Origin of the sequence: Protaetiibacter sp. SSC-01 (genome assembly GCF_014483895.1) — a bacterium.
Classification (GTDB): domain Bacteria; phylum Actinomycetota; class Actinomycetes; order Actinomycetales; family Microbacteriaceae; genus Homoserinibacter.
Genome location: NZ_CP059987.1, coordinates 436,284 through 460,630 on the forward strand (window position 1 = coordinate 436,284; position 24,347 = coordinate 460,630).

The 24,347-nt window shown below is 72.2% G+C and carries 19 protein-coding genes; 18 read left to right on the plus strand and 1 reads right to left on the minus strand.

The annotated features are described in order from the left end of the window. The first annotated feature begins 41 nt into the window (after positions 1-41). From H4J02_RS02080 to H4J02_RS02110, 7 genes are all read left to right on the plus strand, one after another. Positions 42-569 carry a cation:proton antiporter regulatory subunit gene (locus H4J02_RS02080; RefSeq protein WP_187675479.1) on the plus strand — a complete coding sequence of 176 codons (528 nt, stop codon included), beginning with the start codon at positions 42-44 and terminating at the stop codon, positions 567-569. 3 nt (positions 570-572) lie between these two features. Further along, positions 573-2,036, plus strand: coding sequence for a cation:proton antiporter (locus H4J02_RS02085; RefSeq protein WP_187675480.1), 1,464 nt, complete (start codon positions 573-575; stop codon positions 2,034-2,036). 45 nt (positions 2,037-2,081) lie between these two features. Then, positions 2,082-2,858, plus strand: a complete 777-nt coding sequence (locus tag H4J02_RS02090; RefSeq protein WP_262406178.1) for an SURF1 family protein — start codon at positions 2,082-2,084, stop codon at positions 2,856-2,858. 106 nt (positions 2,859-2,964) lie between these two features. Continuing rightward, entirely contained in the window at positions 2,965-3,414 is a 450-nt protein-coding gene (locus tag H4J02_RS02095) for a DUF3817 domain-containing protein (protein WP_187675481.1), read from the plus strand. Next, positions 3,411-4,991 (plus strand): glutamine-hydrolyzing GMP synthase, encoded by a 1,581-nt coding sequence (gene guaA / locus H4J02_RS02100; RefSeq protein ID WP_187675482.1) that lies wholly within the window; start codon positions 3,411-3,413, stop codon positions 4,989-4,991. The genes H4J02_RS02095 and guaA overlap by 4 nt, the downstream gene beginning before the upstream one ends. A 60-nt stretch (positions 4,992-5,051) precedes the next feature. Beyond that, positions 5,052-6,365, plus strand: coding sequence for an MFS transporter (locus H4J02_RS02105; RefSeq protein WP_262406179.1), 1,314 nt, complete (start codon positions 5,052-5,054; stop codon positions 6,363-6,365). Positions 6,366-6,437: 72 nt separating this feature from the next. Continuing rightward, on the plus strand, positions 6,438-7,097 hold the full coding sequence (locus H4J02_RS02110; protein ID WP_187675483.1) for a hypothetical protein: 660 nt from the start codon (positions 6,438-6,440) through the stop codon (positions 7,095-7,097). A gap of 26 nt (positions 7,098-7,123) precedes the next feature. On the opposite strand, the gene H4J02_RS02115 is transcribed toward H4J02_RS02110, so the two are convergent. Next, positions 7,124-7,633: a hypothetical protein gene (locus H4J02_RS02115; RefSeq protein WP_187675484.1), complete on the minus strand. Its 510-nt coding sequence runs from the start codon at positions 7,631-7,633 to the stop codon at positions 7,124-7,126. 67 nt (positions 7,634-7,700) lie between these two features. Between H4J02_RS02115 and H4J02_RS02120 the strand changes: the two genes are divergently transcribed. The 11 genes from H4J02_RS02120 (at position 7,701) to H4J02_RS02170 (ending at position 24,307) form a co-directional block, all read left to right on the plus strand. After that, entirely contained in the window at positions 7,701-8,678 is a 978-nt protein-coding gene (locus tag H4J02_RS02120; protein ID WP_187676386.1) for a glycerophosphodiester phosphodiesterase family protein, read from the plus strand. A gap of 86 nt (positions 8,679-8,764) precedes the next feature. After that, positions 8,765-10,792 (plus strand): sensor histidine kinase, encoded by a 2,028-nt coding sequence (locus H4J02_RS02125; protein ID WP_187675485.1) that lies wholly within the window; start codon positions 8,765-8,767, stop codon positions 10,790-10,792. Then, a complete protein-coding gene (locus tag H4J02_RS02130) occupies positions 10,789-12,888 on the plus strand; it encodes an ATP-binding protein (protein ID WP_187675486.1) in 2,100 nt (699 codons plus the stop codon). The genes H4J02_RS02125 and H4J02_RS02130 overlap by 4 nt, the downstream gene beginning before the upstream one ends. Further along, positions 12,885-13,553: a response regulator transcription factor gene (locus H4J02_RS02135; protein WP_187675487.1), complete on the plus strand. Its 669-nt coding sequence runs from the start codon at positions 12,885-12,887 to the stop codon at positions 13,551-13,553. The genes H4J02_RS02130 and H4J02_RS02135 overlap by 4 nt, the downstream gene beginning before the upstream one ends. A 126-nt stretch (positions 13,554-13,679) precedes the next feature. After that, positions 13,680-15,815: an OmpL47-type beta-barrel domain-containing protein gene (locus H4J02_RS02140; RefSeq protein ID WP_187675488.1), complete on the plus strand. Its 2,136-nt coding sequence runs from the start codon at positions 13,680-13,682 to the stop codon at positions 15,813-15,815. Positions 15,816-16,038: 223 nt separating this feature from the next. Then, positions 16,039-18,186, plus strand: a complete 2,148-nt coding sequence (locus H4J02_RS02145; protein WP_187675489.1) for a hypothetical protein — start codon at positions 16,039-16,041, stop codon at positions 18,184-18,186. A 161-nt stretch (positions 18,187-18,347) separates the two neighbouring features. After that, positions 18,348-19,880 carry a S1C family serine protease gene (locus H4J02_RS02150; protein ID WP_187675490.1) on the plus strand — a complete coding sequence of 511 codons (1,533 nt, stop codon included), beginning with the start codon at positions 18,348-18,350 and terminating at the stop codon, positions 19,878-19,880. Positions 19,881-19,992: 112 nt separating this feature from the next. Beyond that, the gene (locus H4J02_RS02155) at positions 19,993-20,754 is read left to right on the plus strand and encodes a hypothetical protein (protein ID WP_187675491.1); all 762 of its coding nucleotides are present in this window, start codon (positions 19,993-19,995) and stop codon (positions 20,752-20,754) included. Then, positions 20,751-21,254 carry a hypothetical protein gene (locus H4J02_RS02160; RefSeq protein ID WP_187675492.1) on the plus strand — a complete coding sequence of 168 codons (504 nt, stop codon included), beginning with the start codon at positions 20,751-20,753 and terminating at the stop codon, positions 21,252-21,254. The genes H4J02_RS02155 and H4J02_RS02160 overlap by 4 nt, the downstream gene beginning before the upstream one ends. Before the next feature lie 22 nt (positions 21,255-21,276). Further along, positions 21,277-21,807 (plus strand): hypothetical protein, encoded by a 531-nt coding sequence (locus H4J02_RS02165; RefSeq protein ID WP_187675493.1) that lies wholly within the window; start codon positions 21,277-21,279, stop codon positions 21,805-21,807. A gap of 109 nt (positions 21,808-21,916) precedes the next feature. After that, a complete protein-coding gene (locus H4J02_RS02170; protein WP_187675494.1) occupies positions 21,917-24,307 on the plus strand; it encodes an ATP-dependent helicase in 2,391 nt (796 codons plus the stop codon). Positions 24,308-24,347 lie beyond the last annotated feature (40 nt).

Here is a 24,347-nt window from a genome sequence, read left to right on the forward strand (position 1 = left end):
CTAGGGTGGACTGCAATCCCGAACGAGCGTGAGGAGTTGCGATGGTCGACGTCCGACGGGTCAAACTCCCCGGAGTGGGGGTGCTGCACACCTTCGTCACCGATGACGGCGGCAAGGTGGGCGTGATCACGCACCGCTCCGGTGCGTCCGATCTGATCTCCTTCGCCGACGCCGAGGACGGCGCCGACGCCCGCAAGGTCTCGCTCCGTCTCGACGAGGACGAGGCGCACACGCTCGCCGAGCTGCTCGGCGGCACGCGCATCACCGAGTCGCTCAGCGGCCTCGACCAGATCCCCGGCCTGTCGATCGACTGGTTCCACGTCGACTACGACCACCACATCGCCGGCCAGCCCCTCGGCAACATGACCGAGCGCGGGCTCCCGGGCGTCACCGTCGTCGCCGTCGTGCGCGGGGACTCCGCGAACCCGGGCCCGGACTCCGACTTCCGCGTGTTCCCGGGCGACACCCTCGTCGTCGCGGGTGCGCCCGAGAAGGTCGCGAAGGCGTTCCAGTTCTACCGGACCGGCGAGTTCCGCCCGCGTGCGTCCGACGCTCCGCCGGGAGGCTGAGCCATGGAAGGGCACCTCGGCGAAGAGCTCATCGTCATCGGCGTCCTGTTCCTCATCGCGTATGTGCTGGGGCGGGTCGGGAAGCTCGTCGGTCTGCCGTCGATTCCGATCTACATGCTCGTCGGCCTCCTCGCGAGCCCCCACTTCCACCTCTTCCCCCTGCACATCGAGTCGGGCTACGTCGAGCTGATCGCGGTCTTCGGTCTGCTCTTCCTGCTGTTCAACCTCGGGCTCGAGTTCGACCAGGACGAGTTCTTCGGCAACGCGGGCAAGCTGCTGCTGTCGGGCGGCAGCTACGTGCTCATCAACATGGGCGTCGGGTTCGCGTTCGGCTTCATGGTGGGCTGGGGCACGCGCGAGGCGCTCGTGATCGCGGGCATGACGGCCACGTCGTCGAGCGCGATCGTGACGAAGCTGCTGATCGAGCTGCGCCGCCTCGCGAACGCCGAGACGCCCATGATCCTCGGCGTGACCGTCGTCGAGGACATCTTCATCGCGATCTACCTCGCGATCGTCTCGGTCGTCATCTCGGGCGAGACCGATTTCTGGGCGGTCGTGCTCAAACTCGCGATCGCGTTCCTGTTCCTCGTCGTCATGTTCTCGGTCGCGCGCTGGGGCGGGCGGGTCGTGTCGAGGCTCGTGCAGACGAAAGACGACGAGCTCTTCACGATCCTGATCTTCGCCCTCGCGGTCGCGTTCGGCGGCATCGGCGAGCTGCTGGGTGTGACGGATGCGATCGGCGCGTTCCTCATCGGGCTCGCCCTCGGCGCGACCCGCTTCCGCGCCCGGATCGAGGCGTTCGCGACGCCGCTGCGCGACGTGTTCGGCGCGTTCTTCTTCCTCAACTTCGGTCTCGCGCTCGACCCGTCGACGTTCGGCGAGGTGCTGGTGCCGGTGGCTCTCGCGATCGTCATGACGATCGTGCTCAACATCGCGGCGGGCCAGTTCGTGGCGTGGCTCAACGGCTTCGGTCCGCAGGCGGGGCTCAACGCGGCCGTCATCCTCGTGAACCGTGGCGAGTTCGCGCTCATCCTCGCGACGCTCGCCGCGGCGGGCGGACTGGATGCGCGTCTCACGCCGTTCGCGGGCCTCTACGTGCTCGTGATGGCGCTCATCGGCCCCGTGTTCGCCGTCAACTCGGAGCGCATCGGCGCCCTGTTCCGCCGCAAGCAGAAGGCATCCGGCACGCCGCACGAGCTCGACCTCGAGCGGGAGCGGGCGATCGCGCTCGCGGAGGCGGCGATGGCGGGGGAGCCCGCCGCGGAGGAGGTCGCCGCGAACGAGGCCTCCGCGCCCGTCGCCGCGGCCGAGCGCGAGCCGGAGCCCGAGGTGCTCGAGGACACGGCGCCCGATGTCGAGTCGGCGCTCGAACGGGAGGCGCGGCGTGCCGAGCAGGCCCGCAGCCAGTCCGACGCGCTCACCGCCGAGGAGGTCCGGCGCGCGCGAGAGATCGACCCCGAGTACTGATCCGCGTTGACCGGGCCCTCAGCCGCGACCTGGCAGAGTGAGGGGGTGACCGCCGCCCCCGTCGACCCGGATGCGCGCCCCCCGCGCCCGACGTTCGCCCAGTTCATGGCCGTCGCCCGTCGGCCGAAGTGGATCGGCGCCCTGCTGCTGTCGCTCGCGATCGCCGCGGCGTTCGCGGCCCTCGGGCAGTGGCAGCTCGAGCGCAGCGTGCAGAACGTCTCGGTGCCCGAGTACGACACCGAGACGCCCGTGGCGCTCGAGACGGTCGCGACGCCGCAGCAGCGCATGACCGATCCGTCGATCGGCCAGCGCGTCACGGCATCCGGCGAGGTCGTCGCGGGCGACTTCTCGGTCATCGGCCCGCGCGAGAACGACGGCGAGCTGGGCTTCTGGCTCGTCGCCCACGTGCGCACCGACGACGGCGCCTCGCTCGCGGTGGGCCTCGGCTGGGCCCCCGACGCGGATTCCGCCGAAGCCGCCGAACGCGCGGTGCCCGAGCGCCTCGAGGTCGCGGGCCGCTACCTGCCCACCGAGTCGCCCGAGCTCAACGACGTCGAGGACGGCGAGCGCCGCGTGCTCTCGATCGGCGAGCTGCTCAACCTGTGGGAGGAGCCCGGTCCCGTGTACGCGGGCTTCGTCGTGATGGCCGAGCCGACCCCGGGCCTCGACGCCATCCACCAGCCCCCGCCCGAGCGCGACACGAGCCTCAACTGGCTCAACGTCTTCTACGCGATCGAGTGGGTCGTGTTCGCCGGCTTCGCCGTGTTCCTCTGGTACCGCCTCGTGCGCGACGTATGGGAGGCCGAGGTCGCGGCGGAGTAGCGGTCGTCAAACGCTGTAGCGCTTGCCCAGGCGCGGCAGGGATCACTGCCGCCCGCCGCCGAACGCTGCAGCGTTTGCCCACCGACGAGCGGCCTAAGCTAGGGGCATGCCCGCTGGCCCCCGCCCCTCCGACGTGCCCCGGCTCCGCACGGCCCTCAAGGTCTACCGGGTCTCGGCCGCCATCACCGGCACCTTCCTGCTGCTGCTCGTCGTCATGATGGTGCTGCGGTACGGCTTCGGGGTCGACATCGAGCTGGGCGGCCCCTTCGGCTTCCTGAACCTCACCCCGAAGGACCAGATCACCGCGATCAACCTGTCGATCGGCATCCTCACGGTGCACGGCTGGCTCTACGTGCTCTACCTCGGCTGCGACTTCGTCATGTGGCGCCTCGCGCGCTACAGCTTCAAGCGCTTCCTCTTCATCGCGCTCGGCGGCGTCGTGCCGTTCCTCAGCTACTACTTCGAGTTCCAGGTGCCGCGCTTCATCGAGGAGCGCATCCGGAACACCATGGACCGGACGGATGCGGCTCCCGCCGCGGAGGAGGTGAGCGCGTGAGCGAGACCGCTCAGCGCCCCGTGCTCGTCGTCGACTTCGGCGCGCAGTACGCCCAGCTCATCGCCCGCCGCGTGCGCGAGGCCGGCGTCTACAGCGAGATCGTGCCGCACACGATCTCGGCCGAGGAGCTCGCCGCGAAGAACCCCGTGGGCATCGTGCTCTCGGGGGGACCGTCGAGCGTCTACGAGGAGGGCTCGCCCGACCTCGACGAGGGCATCCTCGAGCTCGGGGTGCCGACCCTCGGTATCTGCTACGGCTTCCAGGTCATGGCGCGGCAGCTCGGCGGCGAGGTCGCGAAGACGGGCGCGCGCGAGTACGGCTCGACCGAGGTGCGTCTCGTCGCGGGCTCGGACGGCGGCACGCTCCTCGCGGAGCAGCCCATCGAGCAGACCGCCTGGATGAGCCACGGCGACTCCGTCGTGAAGGCGCCCGAGGGCTTCGACGTGCTCGCGGCATCCGAGTCGACCCCCGTCGCGGCGTTCGCGAACGACGACCGCAAGCTCTACGGCGTGCAGTGGCACCCCGAGGTGAAGCACTCGCAGTTCGGGCAGCGGGTGCTCGAGAACTTCCTGCACCGCGCCGCGGGCATCCCCGCCGACTGGAACTCGGGCAACGTCATCGCCGAGCAGGTGGAGCGCATCCGCGCCCAGGTGGGCGGCGGCCGCGTGCTGTGCGCCCTCTCGGGCGGCGTCGACTCGGCGGTCGCGGCGGCGCTCGTGCACGAGGCGGTCGGCGACCAGCTCGTGTGCGTCTTCGTCGACCACGGCCTGCTGCGTGCGGGCGAGCGCGAGCAGGTCGAGCAGGACTACGTCGCGTCGACGGGCGTGCGGCTCGTGACGGTGGATGCGCGCGAGCGCTTCCTGACGGCGCTCGCGGGGGTCTCCGACCCGGAGCAGAAGCGCAAGATCATCGGGCGCGAGTTCATCCGCACCTTCGAGCAGGCGCAGGCCGAGCTCGTGGCGGAGTTCGCAGCCGAGGGCGACCCCATCCGCTTCCTCGTGCAGGGCACGCTCTACCCGGATGTCGTGGAGTCGGGCGGCGGCACCGGCACCGCGAACATCAAGTCGCACCACAACGTCGGCGGCCTGCCGGAGGATCTGCAGTTCGAGCTCGTCGAGCCGCTGCGCACCCTCTTCAAGGACGAGGTGCGCGCGATCGGCCGCGAGCTGGGGCTCCCCGAGGCGATCGTCTCGCGCCACCCCTTCCCGGGGCCGGGCCTCGGCATCCGGATCGTGGGCGAGGTCACCGAGGAGCGTCTCGACACGCTGCGCGCGGCCGACCTCATCGTGCGCAGCGAGCTGACGGCCGCGGGCCTCGACGCCGAGATCTGGCAGTGCCCCGTCGTGCTGCTCGCGGATGTGCGCTCGGTGGGCGTGCAGGGCGACGGCCGCACCTACGGTCACCCCATCGTGCTGCGCCCCGTCTCGAGCGAGGACGCCATGACGGCCGACTGGACGCGCCTGCCCTACGACTTCCTCGCGCGCGTCTCGAACCGCATCACGAACGAGGTCGCCGGGGTCAACCGGGTCGTGCTCGACGTCACGTCGAAGCCCCCGGGCACCATCGAGTGGGAGTGACGCGTCGACCTCATCCCTGAGGGGGAGGACGGCGTCGGCGGCCGGTGCGAGGATCGACCGGTGAGTACGGAGCAGACGAACGTGCGCGTCGGTTGGCGCCGTGACACGGCCATCTTCCTGTCCGGGCAGACGGTGTCGATGTTCGGCTCGATGCTCGTGCAGTACGCCATCATGTGGCACCTCACGCTCGAGACGAAGTCGGGCGTCGTGCTCATGGCGTCGGCCGTGTTCGGGATGCTGCCCCAGGCGATCGTCTCGATCTTCGGCGGCGTGTGGGCCGACCGGCTCAACCGCAAGACGCTCATCATCGCCGCCGACGCGTCGATCGCCGTCACGACGGTCGTGCTCGCGGTGTTCATGATGAGCGGCTACCAGGAGCTGTGGCTCATCTACCTGACGCTCGCGATCCGCTCGACGGGCGCCGGCATCCAGTCGCCCGCCGTCATGGCGCTCATCCCGCAGCTCGTGCCGACCGACAAGCTGCTGCGGGTCAACGGCGTGTTCCAGTCGATCCAGTCGGGCATGATGCTCATCGCGCCCGCCGCGGCCGCCGGCATCTACGCGTCGATGTCGATCATCGCGATCTTCTGGGTCGACGTCGTGACGGCGATCATCGGCATCGGCCTGCTGCTGTTCATCTCGGTGCCGACCGTGCGCACCTCGATCGACACGGGCTACTTCACCGACCTCGCGAAGGGCGTGCGCTATACCTTCACGCACGCCTTCGTGCGCTGGCTGCTCGTGCTCTTCGGGATCGTCTTCGTGCTGACCGTCGCCCCCTCGATGCTCACGCCGCTCATGGTCGTGCGCAGCTTCGGCGAGGAGGTGTGGATGCTGACCGTCAACGAGCTGTCCTTCAGCGTCGGCATGCTGCTCGGCGGCGTGCTCGTCGCGGTGTGGGGCGGCCTGAAGAACAAGGTCGTCACGGTGCTCGTGTCGTCGCTCGTGTTCGGTGCGCTCACGCTCGCGCTCGGCCTCTCGACGAACATGTGGGTGTTCTTCGGCTTCATGCTGCTCGTGGGACTCGCGGTGCCGTTCTTCTCGACGCCCGCCACGACGCTCCTGCAGGAGCGCGTCGAGCCCGAGTACCAGGGCCGCGTGTTCGGATTCGTGGGCGTCGTCATGGCGACGGCGATGCCGTTCGGCATGATCGTGTTCGGTCCGCTCGCCGACGTCGTGCCTGTCGAGTGGGTGCTCATCGGGGCGGGCATCCTGACGTTCGTCGTCGTCGCGATCGCGGCCGTCATCCCGGCGGGCAAGCGGGCGATCGCGATCGGCGCGCAGCCCGCGCCCGCGGCGCCCGGGCACCCCGATGGCGACGACGCGGCAGCCGACGAGCCCGCCTCGCAGCCCACCTCGCAGCCCGCCGACTGAGCTGACCCCCTTCCGGGTCGCCCCCTGTCAAGGGGCTCCCGCCGGTTTCCGGCGGCTCATACGCTTCAAGGCATGCTGCGGAACACCGTCGACTCCGCGCGTCCGCGTCTGACCGATGACACGGGCGCCGCTGCGCCGACGCCGCTGTTCCTCGCCTACGTCGTAGCCCTCGTGCTGTCGGCGCTCGCGGCCTTCCGCGGGGGCGTCGACACCCGCGCGACCGTCGACTTCCTGCTGCTCGCGGCGATCGTCACGGGCTCGGCGCTCGTGCTCTTCGCGGGGCTCATGATCTGGTCGACGCGCGGGGGCCAGCGTGCCGTCGCGCTCGCCGCGGCCCGGCCGGGGGCGGTCGTGCTGCGCGCGATGCACGCCCACGGCCTCCGGCGTGCGGTGCGCTCGCTCCGTGTCGAGGCGCAGTACGTGCCCATCGGCCTCACGCTGCTCGCCGACGACTCCGGCTTCGAGGTGTGGAGCGGCTCGGCCGAGCACCCGGTGCGCCTCGGCCGCACCCCCTGGGACGGCGTCGTCGACGTGCGCGTCGGGCACGTCTCGCGGCTCGGGCGTGCGACCGACGGTCTCGTCGTGACGGTCGTCGACGGCGACCGCACGATCGAGCTGCCGTTCGCCGTCGTCGGTGCGGGGTTCGGCGGGCTGTGGGCCCCGGGCGCGGGCGAGCTCGAGCGCTTCGTCGCGGCGCTGCACGAGCGTCGCACCGACTTCGTGCACGCCTGAGGCGTCGGTCGCGAGCCGACGGCAGGTCAGCGCCGGCGGGGGATGAGCCGCGAGGCCCAGGCTCCCGCCGCCATCGTGGCGCCGACGATCGCGAGCGCCGCGAGCATCCGGGAGTAGTCGTGGCCGAACGCGTCGCCGACGAGGATCGCGGCGGCGGCCACGGGCACGGCCGTGAGCACCGAGAGCGGCGCGCGGTGCCGCACGTAGAGCCACAGCAGGTAGGGCACGACGAGCACGATGACGAAGCGCGGGCCCGTGAGCAGCAGCCACATCGCGAGCGTCGCCGGCCCGACCGCGACGACGCGCCGACATCCGCTCGAAGGCAGCACGCACCAGCCCGCGACGTGCGCGGTCGTGCCCAACGCGAGCACCCACAGCGCCTCGGTGTTGGAGCCCGCGATCGACACCCCGCCGCCGACGATGAGCCAGATGCCCGTCCACAGCCGCGTCGCGTGGTCACCCCAGCGCAGGGGGAGGGATGCCGTCGGCTCGCGCCGCGGGCCTGGCGCGGGGGCGGGCACGGCGGGCGACGTCATGTCTCGGAGCGTAGCGGCGCACGACCCCCAGACCGCTCCCGGGAGCCCCGGATAGGGTGGCGGGATGATGCAGTCGCGGCGCCCGTGGATCATCGGGCACCGCGGTGCCAGCGGCTACCGGCCTGAGCACACGCGCGCCGCGTACGAGCTCGCCTTCGCACTCGGCGCCGACGCGGTCGAGCCCGACATCGTCGCCACGAAGGACGGCGTGCTCGTGCTGCGTCACGAGAACGAGATCTCGGGCACGACGGATGTCGCGCGCCGCCTCGAGTTCGCCGACCGGCACACGACGAAGCGCTTCGGTCCCGCGAGCATGACGGGCTGGTTCACCGAGGACTTCACGTGGGAGGAGCTCTCGACGCTGCGCGCGACGGAGCGGCTGCCCGGCATCCGTCAGCACTCGACGACGTTCGACGGGCGCTCCCCGATCATGCGTCTCGACGAGCTGCTGCGGCTCATCGGCGAGGCCTCCGAGCGCCACGGCCGCCAGCTCGGCCTCGTCGCCGAGATCAAGCACGCCGCGTACTTCGACTCGATCGGGCTGCCCCTCGGCGAGCTCGTGACGGATGCGCTCGCGCGCTTTCCCGGGCGCCTCGTCGTGGAGAGCTTCGAGGAGACGGTGCTCGGCGACGTGCGGCAGCGCGGTCTCGAGGCGGAGCTCGTCTACCTGTTCGAGGCGACCGGCACGGCGCCCGACCTCGTGATGAGCCTCGGCTCGGCTGCCCCCGACTACACGGCGCAGCTCGACGACCTCGGTGCGCTCGCCCAGCGCGTGCACGGCATCAGCGTCGACAAGGGCCGCCTCATCAAGCCCGACGCGCGCGCGGGCGTCGAGCTCGTCGACCGCGCGCACGCCGCGGGCCTCCAGGTCTTCACGTGGACGCTGCGCCCCGAGAACAAGTTCCTCACGAAGCCGTTCCGCGCCGGCGACTCCGCACAGTGGGGCGACTGGCGGGGCGAGTACGAGGCCATCATCGCGACGGGAGTCGACGGCGTCTTCGCCGACCACCCCGACCTCGCGATCGCCGCGCGCGACGGCGCCTGAACCGCGGGACACGCGCCCCTGGATTCCGGGACGGGGGACAGGGCATTCTTGCCTGCAGAGGTCGCGCGACCCGGAAGGATGACGGCATGAGCGCCCCGACGGACGCCGCGCGGTTCGACCCGCGGAGCGCACCCGTGCGCCCGGGCACTCGCCGGGTGGTCGCGGGTGCGGCCGTGACGACGACCTCGTGGGCGCTCGCGCTCACGGCGATCGTCATGGCTCTCGTCGTCGGCCCGCCGTACGCGGAGGAGGGCGACTTCACGACCGTCTACCTCGGCTACGCGATCATCTGGGGCGGCGTCGCCGGCATCATCGTGAGCCGCGGCTCGCGACTCGTGGGCGGCATCCTGTCGGTGCAGTCGATCGGCGCGGGGCTCTCGTGCGTGCTCACGGTCATGCTTCGCTGGGGTCCCGAGGATGCGGCGACGCTCGGGCTGCTCGCCCACCTCGCCGACCGCCCGTGGATCCCGGGGGCCCTCGCGAGCTTCTCGGTCATGCCGTTGCTGCTCACCTCGCAGCCCCTGTCGCGCCTCACGCGCGGGCTCGTCGGGCTCGGGCTCGTGCTCGCGGTCATCCCCGTCGTGCTCGCCGCCTTCCGGCAGCGCGAGGGCTCGCCCGCCAACCCGCTCGCGATCCCCGGAGACGCGATCCAGGAGGTGCTGCGCAACACGATCATCGTGGCCTTCACGGCATCCGTCGCCCTCGCGTTCGTGACCCTCGGGATCGTCGCCTGGCGGCGCTGGGCGGGTCCCGTCGCCGACCGCCCGGGCCAGGGCTGGATCGTGCTCGGCCAGACGCTGCTCGTGCTGCTCGCCTCGCCGATGTTCCTCGCCGGGTGGCCCGAGATCGCGATGGTCATCGACAGCGTCGCGCCCCTCGCGCCGCTCGTCGCCCTGCTCTTCATGCCCGCGGCGGTCATCGTCTTCGCGCTCGGCCGGCGCGTCGGGGGGATCGAGGTCACGGTCAACCGCGCGATCGTCAACGTGCTGCTCGTCGCGGTGCTCGTGCTCACCTACTCGGCCGTCGCGACGACGATCGCGATCGTGCTTCCCGTCGCGCCGCTCATCGCGGGTGTCATGGGCGTCGCCATCCTCGCGCTCGGCATCGAGCCGCTGCGCATCTGGATCCAGGGGCGCGTCGACGAGCTCGTCTACGGCGACGCCGCCGACCCCGCGCAGCTCGTGCGCACGCTCGGCGAGCGCGTGCCCGACGACGTCGACGGCGACGACCTGCGGGCGCTCGCGGGGGAGCTGCGACTCGCGCTGCGCCTCGCGCGCCTCGAGCTGCACTCGGCCGAGATCGGGGGCGTACGCGCCGTGAGCGGGGGCCCGGGCGGACCGGCCTCCCGCATCCCGCTGCGCGGCTCCAACGGCGAGGTCGGCTGGATCGAGGCCGCCGCCCCCGGGCACCAGCGCGTCGACCGGCGCGTGCTGCGCGTGCTCGACCAGGTGTCGGGCGTGCTCGCCGTCGCGGTGCGCCTCGCCGACATCAACCGCGACATCCTCGACGCCGGCGAGCGCGCGCGCGAGGTCGGTGCGGAGGAGCGGCGGATGGTGGCGCGCGAGCTCGACGAGGGCCTCGGCCCCGGGCTCTCCCGCAGCGCAGAGCGCCTCGACCGCGTGCCCGCCCTCGTCGCGAGCGGCGACCCGACCGCGGCGGCCGAGCTCGCCGGCATCCGCGAGGAGCTCGCCGAGCGCACGACGGAGGTGCGCGACCTCGCCCGCACCCTGCTGCCGGGCGCCCTCGACTCGGGCGACGTCGACACGGCCTTGCGCGAGCTCGCGGCGCGGTTCTCGAGCGCGCGCCTCGACATCTCGGTCGAGGGGCTCCTCGGCGACGCGATCCCCGAGGGGCGCGAGGCCGCCGTGCACCACCTCGTCGCGGAGCTCGTGCTGCTCGCGCGCCGCGCGCCCGAGGCCCGCCTCGCGCGCATCGCGATCGACGTCGAGCCGCGCTCCGTGCGCATCGCCCTCACGGTCGACGGCCGCGGCCGGCCGTCCGACGAGGCACCCATCCTCGGCTCGGTGCGCGACCGCGCGGCCGAGCTCGGCGGCACCCTCGACGACGGCGGCACCCAGCGCCTGCGCGAGCTCGTCGTGGAGGTGCCGCGATGACGCCGACCAACCCGACCCACGTGCGCGGCATCGCGGCCCTCGCCGTGCTCGCGACCTCGTGGGGGCTCGCCCTCGCGTCCATCGCGATCATGTGGGTCTACGAGCTGCCCGAGCTGCCGCTGCCGGGCGTCTTCCTCTCGGCCTCGCCGCCGCTCGTGCAGTCGCGCTTCGACGAGATCGGGGTGACCGTCGCGATCATCTACGGTGCCCTGAGCGCCGTGCTCATCGCGCGTCGCCCCTCCACCGTCGCGGTGATCTTCGCGGTGCACGCGGTCGGCTCGGGCCTCGCCGCCTTCGGCGTGCAGTGGGGCCTGCTCGGCGAGCGCATCCCCGACCTCCCCCTGTGGGGTCTGCTCGCGCACGCCGCCGGGTGGGGCTACATCCCCGGCACGGTGGCCACCGCGATCGTGCCGCTGCTCGTGCTGCGCCGCACGCCCGGACGGATCGCGTCCGCGGTCGCGGGGGTCGGCATCGGCCTCGCGATCATCGCGACGCTCGCGGCCCTCGTCAACCAGGCGGCCGTCGACCCCGTCACGGGCGGCCCGATCAACCCGCTCGCGATCCCCGACCCCGCTGTGCAGCTCGCGCTGCCCTACATCTATGGCGTCGCCGTCTCGCTCGCGGTGCTGCTCTCGATCGGCGTCGCCGTGTGGGTCGTGCTCGAGTGGCGGCGCTCGGTGCGCATCCGCCGCGGGCGCCTCGCCTGGCTCGCGGTCGGGCACGCGTTCCTGTCGTTCTCGTACCTGCTGCTCGTGATCCCCGCGGGCGACGGCGTTCCGAAGCTCGTGTGGGATCTCGGCATGATCGCGCCCGTCGTCGGCCAGATCTTCTACCCGTCCGCCGTGCTCGTGCTCATGCTCGGCACGCGCATCCGGGGCATCGACGTCGCGGTGTCGCGCGTGCTGCTGTGGTCGATCCTCGTGGTCGTCGCGGTCACGGGCTACCTCATCGTCGTCGAGGTGCTCAAGACGACGACCGAGCTCGACCCCGTCGCATCCGGCATCCTCGCGGCCGCCCTCGTGGCGTTCTCGCTGCAGTGGGGGCGGCGGGGGATCGCGGAGGGCATCGACCGGCTCATCTACGGACCCGATGGCGACCCCGCGAAGCTGCTCGGTCGCCTCGGCGAGCGCGTGGGCGAGTTCGACTCGGGCGTCGAGGGGCTCACGGGCCTCGCCGCCGCACTGCGCGCGGCCCTCGGGGTGTCGTCGGTCGAGATCGCCCCCGACGATCAGGTGTCGCCCGTGATCCTCGTCGGCGAGCCCGCGGGCGAGGCGACGACCGTCGAGCTGCGCGCCGCGGGCGCGCGCATCGGCGAGATCCGCGTGACCGCCCGCGCCGGGGAGCGCCTCTCGCGCATGACGTTGCGGCAGCTCGAGGGGCTCGCGGGCGTCGTCGCGACGGCCCTCCGACTCGCCCTCGCGAGCGCGCGCCTCGGCGATGCACGCGACGCGCTCGTCGCAGCCCGCCAGGCGGAGCGGCGGATGCTGCGCCGAGAGCTCCACGACAGCATCGGCCCGGCGCTCGCGGGCGTCGGCTTCGGCCTCGCGGCCGTCGACAACCTGCGCATGACCGACCCGTCGGCCGCGGGCGAGCTCGCGTCGCGGCTCGCCCAGGACCTGCGCGAGCAGCTCGGCGAGGTGCGGCGTGTGGCCCGCAGCGTGCGCGCCGACCGCACCGTCTTCGAGCTCTCGGTCGAGCTCTCGGAGCTCGCGGCGGACTTCGCGGGCTCGGGCGTCGAGGTGACCGTCGAGGCCCCCGCGGCCTGGCGCGTGCCGGCCCGCGCCATCCGTCCCCTCTACCTCGTCGCGGCGGAGGCCGTGCACAACGCCGTGCGCCACTCGGGCGCGTCGACCGTCGCCATCCGCGTGCTCGAGGACGACGGCGGAGTCGTGCTGACGGTCGCCGACGACGGGCACGGCTTCGAGCCCGCGCGCGTCTCGGGCGGCGTGGGCCTCACGACGATGCGCGAGCACGCCACCGAGGCCGAGGCCGAGCTCGCGCTGCACTCCGGCCCCACCGGCACCACGATCACCTTCCGCGTCGCGACCCTCGCGGCCGCACCCACCACCACAGCAACACTGGAGCACACCGCATGACCGCATCCGAACCCATCCGCGTCGTCGTCGTCGATGACCACCCGCTCTTCCGCATCGGCATCATCTCGCTGCTCGAGACCCTCGAGGGCGTCGAGGTCGTCGGGTCGGCGGAGACGGCCGACGAGGCCGTCGAGGTGGTGCTCGCCGCGTCGCCCGCGGTCGTGCTCATGGACCTCGACCTCGCCGCGGGCTCGTCGGGCATCGACGCGACGCGGCGCATCAACCGCGAGCGCCCCGACATCGGCGTGCTCGTGCTCACGATGCTCGGCGACGACGAGTCGCTCTTCGCGGCCGTGCGCTCGGGCGCCCGCGGTTACCTGCTCAAGACGGCGGCGCCGGGCGAGGTGCAGCGCGCGATCCACGCGGTCGCCGCGGGCGACATGCTCCTGGGGGCGGATGTCGCGCGCCGGGCCGTCTCGTATCTCACCGACGCGAAGCGCTCGGGTGGCAGCCCCTTCCCGGAGCTCACGGAGCGCGAGCGGGAGGTGCTCGACCTCGTGGCGCGCGGTCAGGACAACCCGACGATCGCCCGCACCCTCGTGCTCACGAACAAGACCGTGCGGAACTACGTGTACGGCATCGCGTCGAAGCTCGGGGCGACCGACCGCTCGGCGCTCATCGTCATGGCGCGCGAGGCCGGCATCGGCGTGGATTCGCTTACCTGAACGGGGTTTGGATACCTGAAAAGGGTGTCCAATTGAGGGCATCCGTCCCTGGGTCTCGGGACACCGGGCCGTGGAGTCTCGGACATCGGCGCGCCTCCGCGCCGAGACCGAGAGGACCACCCCCACATGATGTTCACCCCCGTGCGCCGGCTCGCCGCCGGCGCGACCGCCGCCGCGATCCTCGCGGGGGCGTTCCTCATCCCCGCCGCGGTAGCCGTGGCCGAGGAGCTGCCGATCGATACGGCCCTCACCGTGCCGCAGCCGGGCGCCGGAGCCGACGAGTCGGCCGCCGCCCGGCCGGTCGCCGAGCCGTCGAGCGACCTCCCCGTCGACGCACCTGTCGAACTCCCCGACGACGCGCCCGTCGTGCCGGTCGGCGCCTCCGCCGAAAGCGACGAGCCCGCCGCGACCGGATCCGCTGCGCCCCCCGTCGACCACCGCGAGCCGGCTCCCGCCGCCGCCGCGTCTCAGCCCGTCGCCTCGCTCACGGGTGAGGCGTTCATCGCCGCGGGTGATACGTGGGTCGGCGTGATCGCGGTGGACGACGCGCGCAACGTGCGCGTCGTCGCTCTCGGCTCGCGCTTCGAGATCACGATGACCGACTCCGCGGGGGTGACCCGCAGCGGCGCGGCCGCGAACGGCTACGCGGACCTCAGCATCATCCCCGCCGTGCCCGACGGCGGCGTCACGGTCGCGATCCACAACCTCGCGTCGATCCCGCAGGAGATCCCGTACATCTTCGGGTGGGACGCACGCGACATCACCGCAGGGGCTTCGGTCACGGTGGGGCGACCCGAGATCGGCATCAGCGTGTTCCCCACCCGGGGCGACACCCAGCTCGTGGCGAACGTCGTCGCGCGGATCATCGCCGCAGACGGCTCCGTGCGCACCGAGAACCTCACGGGCTCGGCGGGCTTCTACCACGCCGAGGTCGCGGGCCTCGCGCCCGGGCGCTACCTCGTCGAGACGGACGCGCTCGTCCTCGGACTGCATCGCTACGCGGTGCGCACCGTGACCGTCGCCGCCGCGGAGACGACTCCTCCGACGGTCGCGATCGCGACCGCGCAGCAGCAGGCGCCCGGCGGCTGGTTCCCGGGAGACGTGGATGTGACGCTCACCGCGAGCGACGCGGGTTCGGGCGTCCAGTATCTCTACTGGGGCGTCGACACGACGACGCTCGACTTCGTCTCCGGCGCGGTGAAGTCGTTCCGCGTCTCGGGGGAGGGCACGCACCAGGTGCGCTACCAGGCGAACGATTGGCAGGGCAATCTGAGCGCGATCGCGACCCGCCAGATCAACATCGACCACACCGATCCGGAGGTGAGCCTCCAGGGCTTCGTCGACGGCGAGGAGTTCGAGCAGGACGAGCTCGTCGCGATCGAGTACGCGTGCGAGGACGCCCTCTCGGGCATCCAGAGCTGCGTCGGCGACATCGGCTCGGGCGACTTCCTCGACACCTCGACACCCGGCACGCGCACCTTCCGCGTGACGGCGACCGACCGCGCCGGCAACGAGCACATCGTCGACCGCTCCTACACGGTGCTCGAACCCGACACGACCGACCCCGTCGTCGACGTCGACGTGCCCGAGGAGCCCGCCTCCGGCTGGTACCTCGACGAGGTGACGGTGCGCTTCAGCGCGAGCGACGAGAGCGGCATCCGTCGCATCCACTACGAGTACGGCACGATGCAGGGCACCGTGAGCCGCGACATCGAGGGCGACACCGCCGAGATCACGTTCGACCGCACGCAGCTCTACAGCCTCAGCTACTGGGCCGAGGACAACGCGGGCAACCGCAGCGAGGGACGCACCCTCAACCTCTATGTCGACTCGGACGCGCCGTGGATCGACGTGTACAGCCCCGATGAGGACGAACTCTCGATCCTGCCGAACGGGCACTTCGCCCAGCACGAGCGCGTCGAGGTCGACATCCGCTGCGACGACATCGGCTCGGGCATCGCGACGTGCGACGCCACGACGCCGGACGGCGAGCTGCTGCCGACGGGCGTGCCCGGCACGCACGAGCTGCGCATCGTCGCGACGGATGTGGCGGGCCACCGCACCGAGCGCGTCGTGACCTACACGGTCGACGCCGCGCCCGCGCCCGGCGGTTCGCAGGGCGGTGCCGTCGGCGGCGCGACCGGCGGTCGCGTGCTCGCCACGACGGGAGCCCAGGATGTCGTCCCGGGCCTCGCGCTCGCCGTGATCCTGCTGGGGGCAGGGGCGGCGCTCGCGATCCGGCGACGCGTGCGCACGCGGTAAGAGGACACCGCGTGACGCACGGGGCGGCCGGCCCTTCGGGTGGACCGGCCGCCCCGAATCCCCGACGGAGGCGCGTCCCGAGCACGTCCCGGGACGGATGTCCCGGTCGGCCCGGGCGCGGACCAGGCGCGATCAAGGGCGCCCGACTCTGGGGCCCGGGACGCTCGGCCCGCGAATCTCGGATGGCGGTTGAGAGACCGCTGCCGAAAGGACCACCTCCACCATGACCACCACCCCCGTGCGCCGGCTCGCCGCCGGTGCGACCACCGCTCTGCTCGCGGCGGCACTCCTCGTGCCCGCCGCCGTCGCGGCCGCGGAGGAGGCGCCCCTCGAGGACCACACCACCACGGTCCTCGAGGAGGCGCCCGCCGCCGAGCCGACCCCCGCATCCGACCCCGCTCCCGTCGAGGAGCCCGCGCCCGTGGAGGAGGCCGCCCCCGTGGACGAGCCCGTCCCCGCCGAGGAGCCGGCCGTCGCGCCCGCCCCCGCCGCGGAGCCGGATGCCGCGCGCGCCCCCGAGACCGCCGCCGCATCCGCCGCCCTCGCCGCGCCGGCGCAGCTCTTCGCGCCCACGATCGGCGCAGGCGAGACCTGGACCACCACGGTCGACGTCGTGGACATGGTCTTCATGAACGTCTACGTGCTCTCGACCGAGGTCAGCGGCAGCCTGCGCACGCCCAACGGCAGCTCGATCGGGCTCTCCAGCTACCCCGCGGGATACTCGTTCACGTTCGGGAGCTCGACCGTGCCGCAGACGGGCACCGCGACCATCACGCTCCGCAACACCGCCAGCGCCGAGCGCACCATCCGCGTGGGCGTCTCGTACCGCAACTCGACGGTCGACAACAAGATGTTCACCTCGGGCAACGGCACGACGACCGTGCGCGGCTCGATCACCCCCACGAAGGACGGCACGGCGCGCACGGACGCGACGGCCCAGGCGCGCCTCGTGGCCGCCGACGGCTCCGAGCGCACGGCGACCATGACGCCCATCGTCTCGGGATCGCCCCAGCGCGTGGTCACTTTCGCGGACTCGGCGCCCGGCGCGTACCTGCTGTTCGCGACCGCGACGATCGACGGCGAGGAGTTCACGTCTGTCGCCGCGGTGCACGCTGCGGCGCCCGAGACCACGCCGCCGGCCGTTGAGTACACGACGACCCCCGCCGCCTCCAACGCGCGCGGCTGGTTCGCGCGTGCCGTGACAGTCGAGCTCCGCGCGAGCGACACGGGTGCCGGCGTGTGGCGCATGTTCACGAGCCTCGACGGCGCCGAGTTCGAGCCCACCTACGGCTCGTACTTCTCGACCACCCTCGGCGAGGGCGAGCACGAGCTGCGCTACTACGCGGAGGACCTGCAGAACAACCTCTCGGGCATCGTCACGCGCACCATCCGGATCGACACGACCGCTCCCGTGGTCGCGATCGACGGCGTCCCTGCAGAGGTCGAGGAGGACGAGGAGGTCGCGGTCTCGTGGCAGTGCACGGATGCGCTCTCCGGCATCCTCGAGTGCCGCGACCCCGAGAACGTCGTCGTCGACCCCGAGACCCCTGGCACGGGTGTGCTCGACACGTCGAGGCCCGGCGTCCACGAGGTGCGCGTCGTCGCCACCGACCGCGCCGGCAACATCTGGACCGAGACGCGCAGCTACCGCGTGCTCAGCTCCGACACGACGGCCCCCGAGCTCACCGTCACGGTGCCCGACGAGCCCGTGAGCGGATGGCACACGAGCCCCGTCGAGCTCGTCTTCGAGGCGTCCGACGGCGAGAGCGGCCTCTCCCAGATCCACTGGGAGTACGACACGGGATCCGGCGTCGTCATCGACTCGACGACCGAGGGCACCGGGCGGCTCCTGCTCGACCGCACGGGCACGTACTCCGTGCTCGTCTGGGCCGAGGACAACGCGGGCAACCGCGAGACCGCTCAGCGCGTCACCGTGCGCGTCGACGTGAGCGTGCCGACGATCGTCGTCACCTCGCCCGCCGACGAGCTCCCGGCGATCCTGCCGAACGGGCACTACGCCCAGAACGAGCGCGTGACCGTCGACTACGAGTGCGCAGACCGGGGCTCCGGCCTCGCGACCTGCAACGCGACGACCCCTGCGGGTGAGCTCCTGCCGACGGGCACCCCCGGCACGCACGAGCTGCGGATCGTCGCGACCGACGTGGCGGGCAACCGCACCGAGCGCGTCGTCACCTACACCGTCGACGCGGTGGCCGGATCCGGGAACCCCGGCTCCACGCCCGCCGCGTCCCGAGACCCCCGACTGGCACAGACCGGCGCCGAGACCGTGATCCCCGCGATCGCCCTCGTCGCAGTTCTCCTCGCGGCAGGAGCCACGCTCCTGACCACGCGGAGGCTCGGCGGCCGCTAGTCGGGTTGCGGCCGCCGCGCGTCCGGGCGGGATTCCGGGGGGTTCGCCGCCCGGACGCACCCGCGGCCACCAGCACCACCAGCACCACCACCGCAGTACCAGCACCACCCACCCCGGACCCCCGGACAAGAAAATCCGACACAGTAAGGAAGAACAGGACGATGTCCCGAACCACCACACGCGCCCTCGCGGGCGTCATCACGGCGGGCGGCCTCGCGGTCGCGCTCGCCGGCTGCAACCTCCTGCCCGGCCAGGGCGGCGACGCGAAGGGCGGCAAGGCCGTCGGCTTCGACCAGGTGCAGTCCGCGGTCATCCAGCTCGAGGCGCGCGGAACCTTCGTCGACCCCGAGTACGGCGGCTACGAGGCCGCGGGCCGCGGCTCCGGCTTCATCATCAACGAGGACGGCCTCGCGATCACCAACAACCACGTCGTCGTCGGCGCGGGCACGATCGACGTCTGGCGCGGAGGCGACAAGAGCGACACGCTCGACGCCCGCGTGCTCGGCGCATCCGAGTGCCTCGACATCGCCGTGGTGCAGCTCGAGAAGGACAGCTACCCCTTCCTCGACTGGCACAAGGGCGAGATCAAGACCGGCATCGACGTCTACGCCGCCGGCTTCCCCCTCGGCGACCCGACGTTCACCATGACCCGCGGCATCGTCTCGAAGGCCGACATCGAGGGCGACACCGCGTGGGCCTCGATCGACTCGATCATCGAGCACGACGCGCGCATCCGCCCCGGCAACTCGGGCGGCCCGCTCGTCGACTCCGACGGCAAGATCGTCGGCGTCAACTACGCCGGCGAGGACAAGTACGACTACAACTTCGCCATCCACCGCGACGAGGTGCAGGACGTCATCGAGCAGCTCGCCGCCGGCGAGTCGGTGCTGAGCCTCGGCATCAACGGCCAGGGCGTCTACGGCGAGGACGGCGGACTCGGCGTCTGGGTCGCGTCGGTCGCGGCCGGCTCGACCGCCGACAAGGCCGGCATCCTGCCCGGCGACCTCATCACCCGCCTCGGCGGCGTGAGCGTCGGCACCGACGGCACGATGCGCGAGTACTGCGACGTGCTGCGCACGCACGGGGAGAAGGCGACGCTCGACGTCGAGCTCTTCCGTCCGTCCGACTCGTCGTACTACCGCGGTCAGGTCAACTCGGAGCGCACCGTCTCCGCCGTCGCCAACGTCGGCGGCGGGGGCGGGGGCGGCGAGCCCTCGGGCGACTTCGTCGACGTGACCGACGACGCCGGCGCCGTCGCCGTCTCGGTGCCGGCCGAGTGGAGCGACGTCGACGGCTCGGGCTTCACCGACAACGCGGGCAACCAGTGGTACCGCGTGACGGCGAGCACGAGCGTGCAGCAGCTCAACAACAGCTGGAACGTCCCCGGCGTGAGCGTCGCGGCCACCCCGACCGCGGCCGATCCGGCCAACGTCGACGCGCTGCTCAACTCGACGCGCGAGAGCGTCGTCGGCGACGGCTGCGTCTCGCAGGGCGTCGAGAGCTACGCCGACGGCTACCACACCGGCAAGTACGAGTACTTCGTGAACTGCGGCTCGACGAAGGCCGACTATGTCGGCATCGCGGCGGTCGCGGACGACGGCAGCTACCTCATCTACGTGCTGATCCAGGCCCTCGACGACGACGACGCCGCGGCGATCGACCGCATCGTCAGCAGCTTCATCGCGGGTTTCTGAGTCTGCGGGCGGGCGCCCCGTCCCCCCTTTCGACGGCGCCCGCCCTCAGCCCCACCTACTCCCCCCGGATCTCCCACCTCCACCACCTCCACAACCGCAAGGGAGCACCACCATGACCGCATCATCCGCTCGCGACCGCCTCTGGCCGCTCTGGGGAGTCGCCGCCGGAGCCGCCGGCTTCGCCGCGACCGTGCTGTTCGACCACCGGCCCGAGAGCGAGCTCGAGGCCGCGGGGCGCGGCGAGGACTTCGTCGTCACCCCCGAGGTCATGACCGAGCTCACCCGCCTGCCCAACTACATCGGCTTCCTCGTCGGCTTCGCCGCGGTCGCCCTCCTCGTCGTCTTCGCTGCCGCGTGGCGCTCGCGCGTCGAGGCGCAGCATCCGCGCTCCATCGCCGCATCGGTCGTCTCGGGCGGGGTGCTCGTCACGGCGGCCGGCCTCGCCCTCGGCTACGGCTGGAAGGGCGCCCTCGCCAACTACGGCTTCGACGGCCCCGAGAAGGGGCTCTACGAGCACGACGGGCTCTTCGTGTACTTCATGCTCACCGACTTCGGCCCCTACATCCCGTGGCTCGGCGTGCTCGTCGCGTTCGCGGGGATGGCGTGGATGGCGTGGGTCGAGCGCCTGATCTCGCGCGTGCTCGGCGCCGTGCTCACGATCTACGTCGCCCTCATCGTCTACGCCTACGTCGCGATGGGCGTGCCCGGCATCGCGGGCCCCGCATCCGGCCTCGTGCTCATCGTCGCGGGCCTCTGGCTCTCGATCGGCCGCAGCCGCATCACCCTGCGGCCGCTCACCGTCGCCCCGCGCGCGGCGCGCGAAGCCGCGCCCGCCGAAGAGGAGCCGAGCTCCGCGCCGGCCGGCACGGCGTGAGGTCCGGACGCCTCGCGGCCGCCGCACTCTCCCTCGTCGCCGCGGCCGCGCTCACGGGCTGCGGCGACGAGGAGCCCATGCCCGTGCCGACCCCGACGCCGTCGGCCACCTCCGACACCGCGCAGCGCGAGGCGCCGCCCGAGGTCGACCCCCGCTGCGTCAAGGAGTACGGCGCCCGCGCCGGTTTCGTGTACGAGGGCGACATCCGCACCCGCCCCGACGGGTTCCCGACGGTCGCCGACTTCGCGGTGCTGTGCTTCATCGAGACCCTCTCGCCGTCCGAGCAGGCCGGTCACTACGCGACCACCTACTACACGCCCTACGACTGGGTGCTCGACTACTACGAGAAGTCGATCACGGGCGGCGCGCACGGCCGCGCGGACTCGACAGACGGCCTGCTGCTGACGGGCGTCGTCGGCGACGCCTCCTTCTACATCGTCGAGACCGGCACGAGCCGGTACGCCATCCACTGGGCGATCGACGGCGACTACCGAGAGTGACCACCCCGAGAGGAACCACCACATGACGAACCCCCAGACCCGGATGCGCGCCCGCATGACCCGCACGCTGCAGCTCGCCCTGCTCGGCGGCACGGTCGCGCTCGCCCTCGCCGCGTGCGCGCCCGCCACCACCGGCAACCCGCTCGTCGACGACCCGAACGGCCCCGCCGTCTCGGGCCCCGCCCAGGGCGGCGGTGGGAGCGGCAGCGCCGTGTGCCAGGCCGCATTCCCCGAGAGCGGGCTCGGCTACAGCAGCAATCCCTTCGAGGCCCCGACCGTGCCGGGCGACTGGAGCGCGCCCGCGGGCGTCGAGCTCTGCGTCGTCTACCAGTCGAGCGACACGACCGCGGTGCTGCAGTACACGACCGACCTCGAGCCGGATGCCGTGCTCGACGCCTGGGAGCCGCTCCTCGGCGGCTACGCGACCGAGCGCAGCGACGGGATCGCCGGCTGGCCGATCCTCAACGCCTACGCGGGAGACCTCGAGTTCGCCATTCAGACGGACGGCGAGTCGAACACGATCGTCGTCGCCTTCCAGGAGGGCGACGCCTGACCCGGAACGACGGGAAGCGTTCCGCGCGGGCGACCCGGTCCCTCCTGGCCGGGTTGCCCGCACCACTCCCAGGGCCGGGGTCGTCGGCGCCGCCTAGACTCGATGCGCCATGACCTTCCTCCTCGACGGATTCGACAGCGATCCGGGTGACTCGGGCCTGCCGTCCGCGGGTGCGCCCGCCGTCGACGAGGCCCTCCTCGCGGGCCTCAACCCCCAGCAGCGCGCGGCGGTGCTCTCGCGCAGCAAGGCCCTGCTCATCGTCGCGGGCGCCGGCTCGGGCAAGACGAGCGTGCTCACGCGCCGCATCGCGAGCCTGCTGCAGACGCGCGAGGCGTGGCCGAGCCAGATCCTCGCCATCACCTTCACCAACAAGGCGGCGGGCGAGATGCGCGAGCGCGTCGCGCAGCTCGTGGGCGGCGCCTCCGAGGGCATGTGGATCTCCACGTTCCACTCGGCGTGCGTGCGCATCCTTCGCCGCCAGGCAGAGGCGATGGGGCTCAAGTCGGCGTTCACGATCTACGACTCCGCCGACTCGCGCGCGATGCTCAAGCGCATCATCAAGGAGCTCGAGGTCGACACGCTCGGGCTCACGGTTCCGTCGGTCGCCGCCAAGATCTCGAAGCTCAAGAACGAGCTCGCCGACGTCGACAGCTACGCGCGCCAGGTCAACGCCTCCGACCCCGCGGACGCCGCGTTCCTCGAGGTGTTCCGCCGCTATACCGACGGCCTGCGCCGCGCGAACGCCCTCGACTTCGACGACCTCATCGCCGAGACCGTGCACCTCTTCCGCGCCTTCCCGGAGGTCGCCGCGCTCTACCAGCGCCGCTTCCGCCACATCCTCGTCGACGAGTACCAGGACACCAACCACGCGCAGTACGCCCTCATCCGCGAGCTCACGCGCCCCGTCGAACCGCAGCACGTGCCGCCGGACACCCGGATGCGGCTCGACGCCTCGGGCGGCATCCCCGGCGCCGCGCTCACGGTCGTGGGCGACTCCGATCAGTCGATCTACGCGTTCCGCGGCGCCGACATCCGCAACATCGTCGAGTTCGAGCGCGACTTCCCCGACGCCGAGGTCATCCTGCTCGAGCAGAACTACCGCTCGACGCAGAACATCCTCGACGCCGCCAACGCCGTCATCGCGGCCAACTTCGACCGCCAGGAGAAGAACCTCTTCACGACGGTCGGCGCGGGCGACAAGATCACGGGCTTCACGGGCTACACGGCCTACGACGAGGCGCAGTTCGTGGCAGACGAGATCCAGAAGCTGCACGAGGCCGGCGCCGCCTACAAGGACATGGCCGTGTTCTTCCGCGTCAACTCGCAGACGCGCGCGCTGGAGGACATCCTCATCCGGTCGGCCATCCCGTACCGCATCGCGGGCGGAACGAAGTTCTACGAGCGCGCCGAGATCAAGGATGCGATGGCCTACCTCGTGCAGGTCGCCAACCCCGCCGACGACCTGGCCCTCCGCCGCATCATGAACACCCCCAAGCGCGGCATCGGGCCGGCGACCGAGGCGGCGCTGCAGGCGCACGCCGACCGGCTCGGGGTGCCGTTGCGCGAGACGCTCCGCGACGCCGACCAGCTCGGCCTCGGGCCCAAGGTCACGAAGGCGATCATGGACCTCGGCGCGACCCTCGACGAGGTCGAGGCGATGGTGCCCACCTCGCCGCCCGCCGACATCCTCACCGAGCTGCTCGTGCGCACGGGCTACGTCGACGCCCTCCGTGCGACGCGCGACGCCCAGGACGAGGTGCGCGCCGAGAACGTCGAGGAGCTCCTGTCGTTCACGAAGGAGTTCGCGAAGCGCAACCCCGAGGGGCGCCTCATCGATTTCCTCACCGAGGTCGCGCTCGTCGCGGCGGCCGACGAGATCGACGACGCCTCCGGCACCGTCACCCTCATGACGCTGCACACGGCGAAGGGCCTCGAGTACGACACGGTGTTCCTCACGGGCATCGAGGAGGACCTGCTGCCGCACCGCATGTCGGCGGGCGAGCCCGGCGGCATCGCCGAGGAGCGGCGCCTCTTCTACGTGGGCATCACGCGCGCCCGCAAGCGGCTCTACCTCTCGCTCGCCATGACGCGCGCCCAGTTCGGCGACACGGCGGTCGCGATGCCGAGCCGCTTCCTGCAGGACATCCCCGGCCACCTCATCGACTGGCGGCAATCGCCCGGCATGGCTAACTCGCGCGGCGGCACCCGCTCGCGCGCGCTCAACGCCCCGCGGTCGCGCGAGCGCTTCAGCTACAGCACCTCGCTGCCGCCGGCCCCCAACCGCGAGAAGCGCGAGTGGACGAGCGCCGTCACCAACACGGTGCGCGACAACGGCGACCTGACGCTCGAGGCGGGCGACCGCATCCGGCACACCGACTTCGGCGAGGGCCGCGTCGTGGGCGTCACGGGCCAGGCCCCGAAGGCCGTCGCCGAGGTGCAGTTCGACACGGCCGGCCGCAAGCGGCTGCTCATCAAGATCGCGCCGATCGAGAAGCTGTAGGCCCTGCCGCACGTCGGCGCCCCGGCGTACCGTCGCCCGC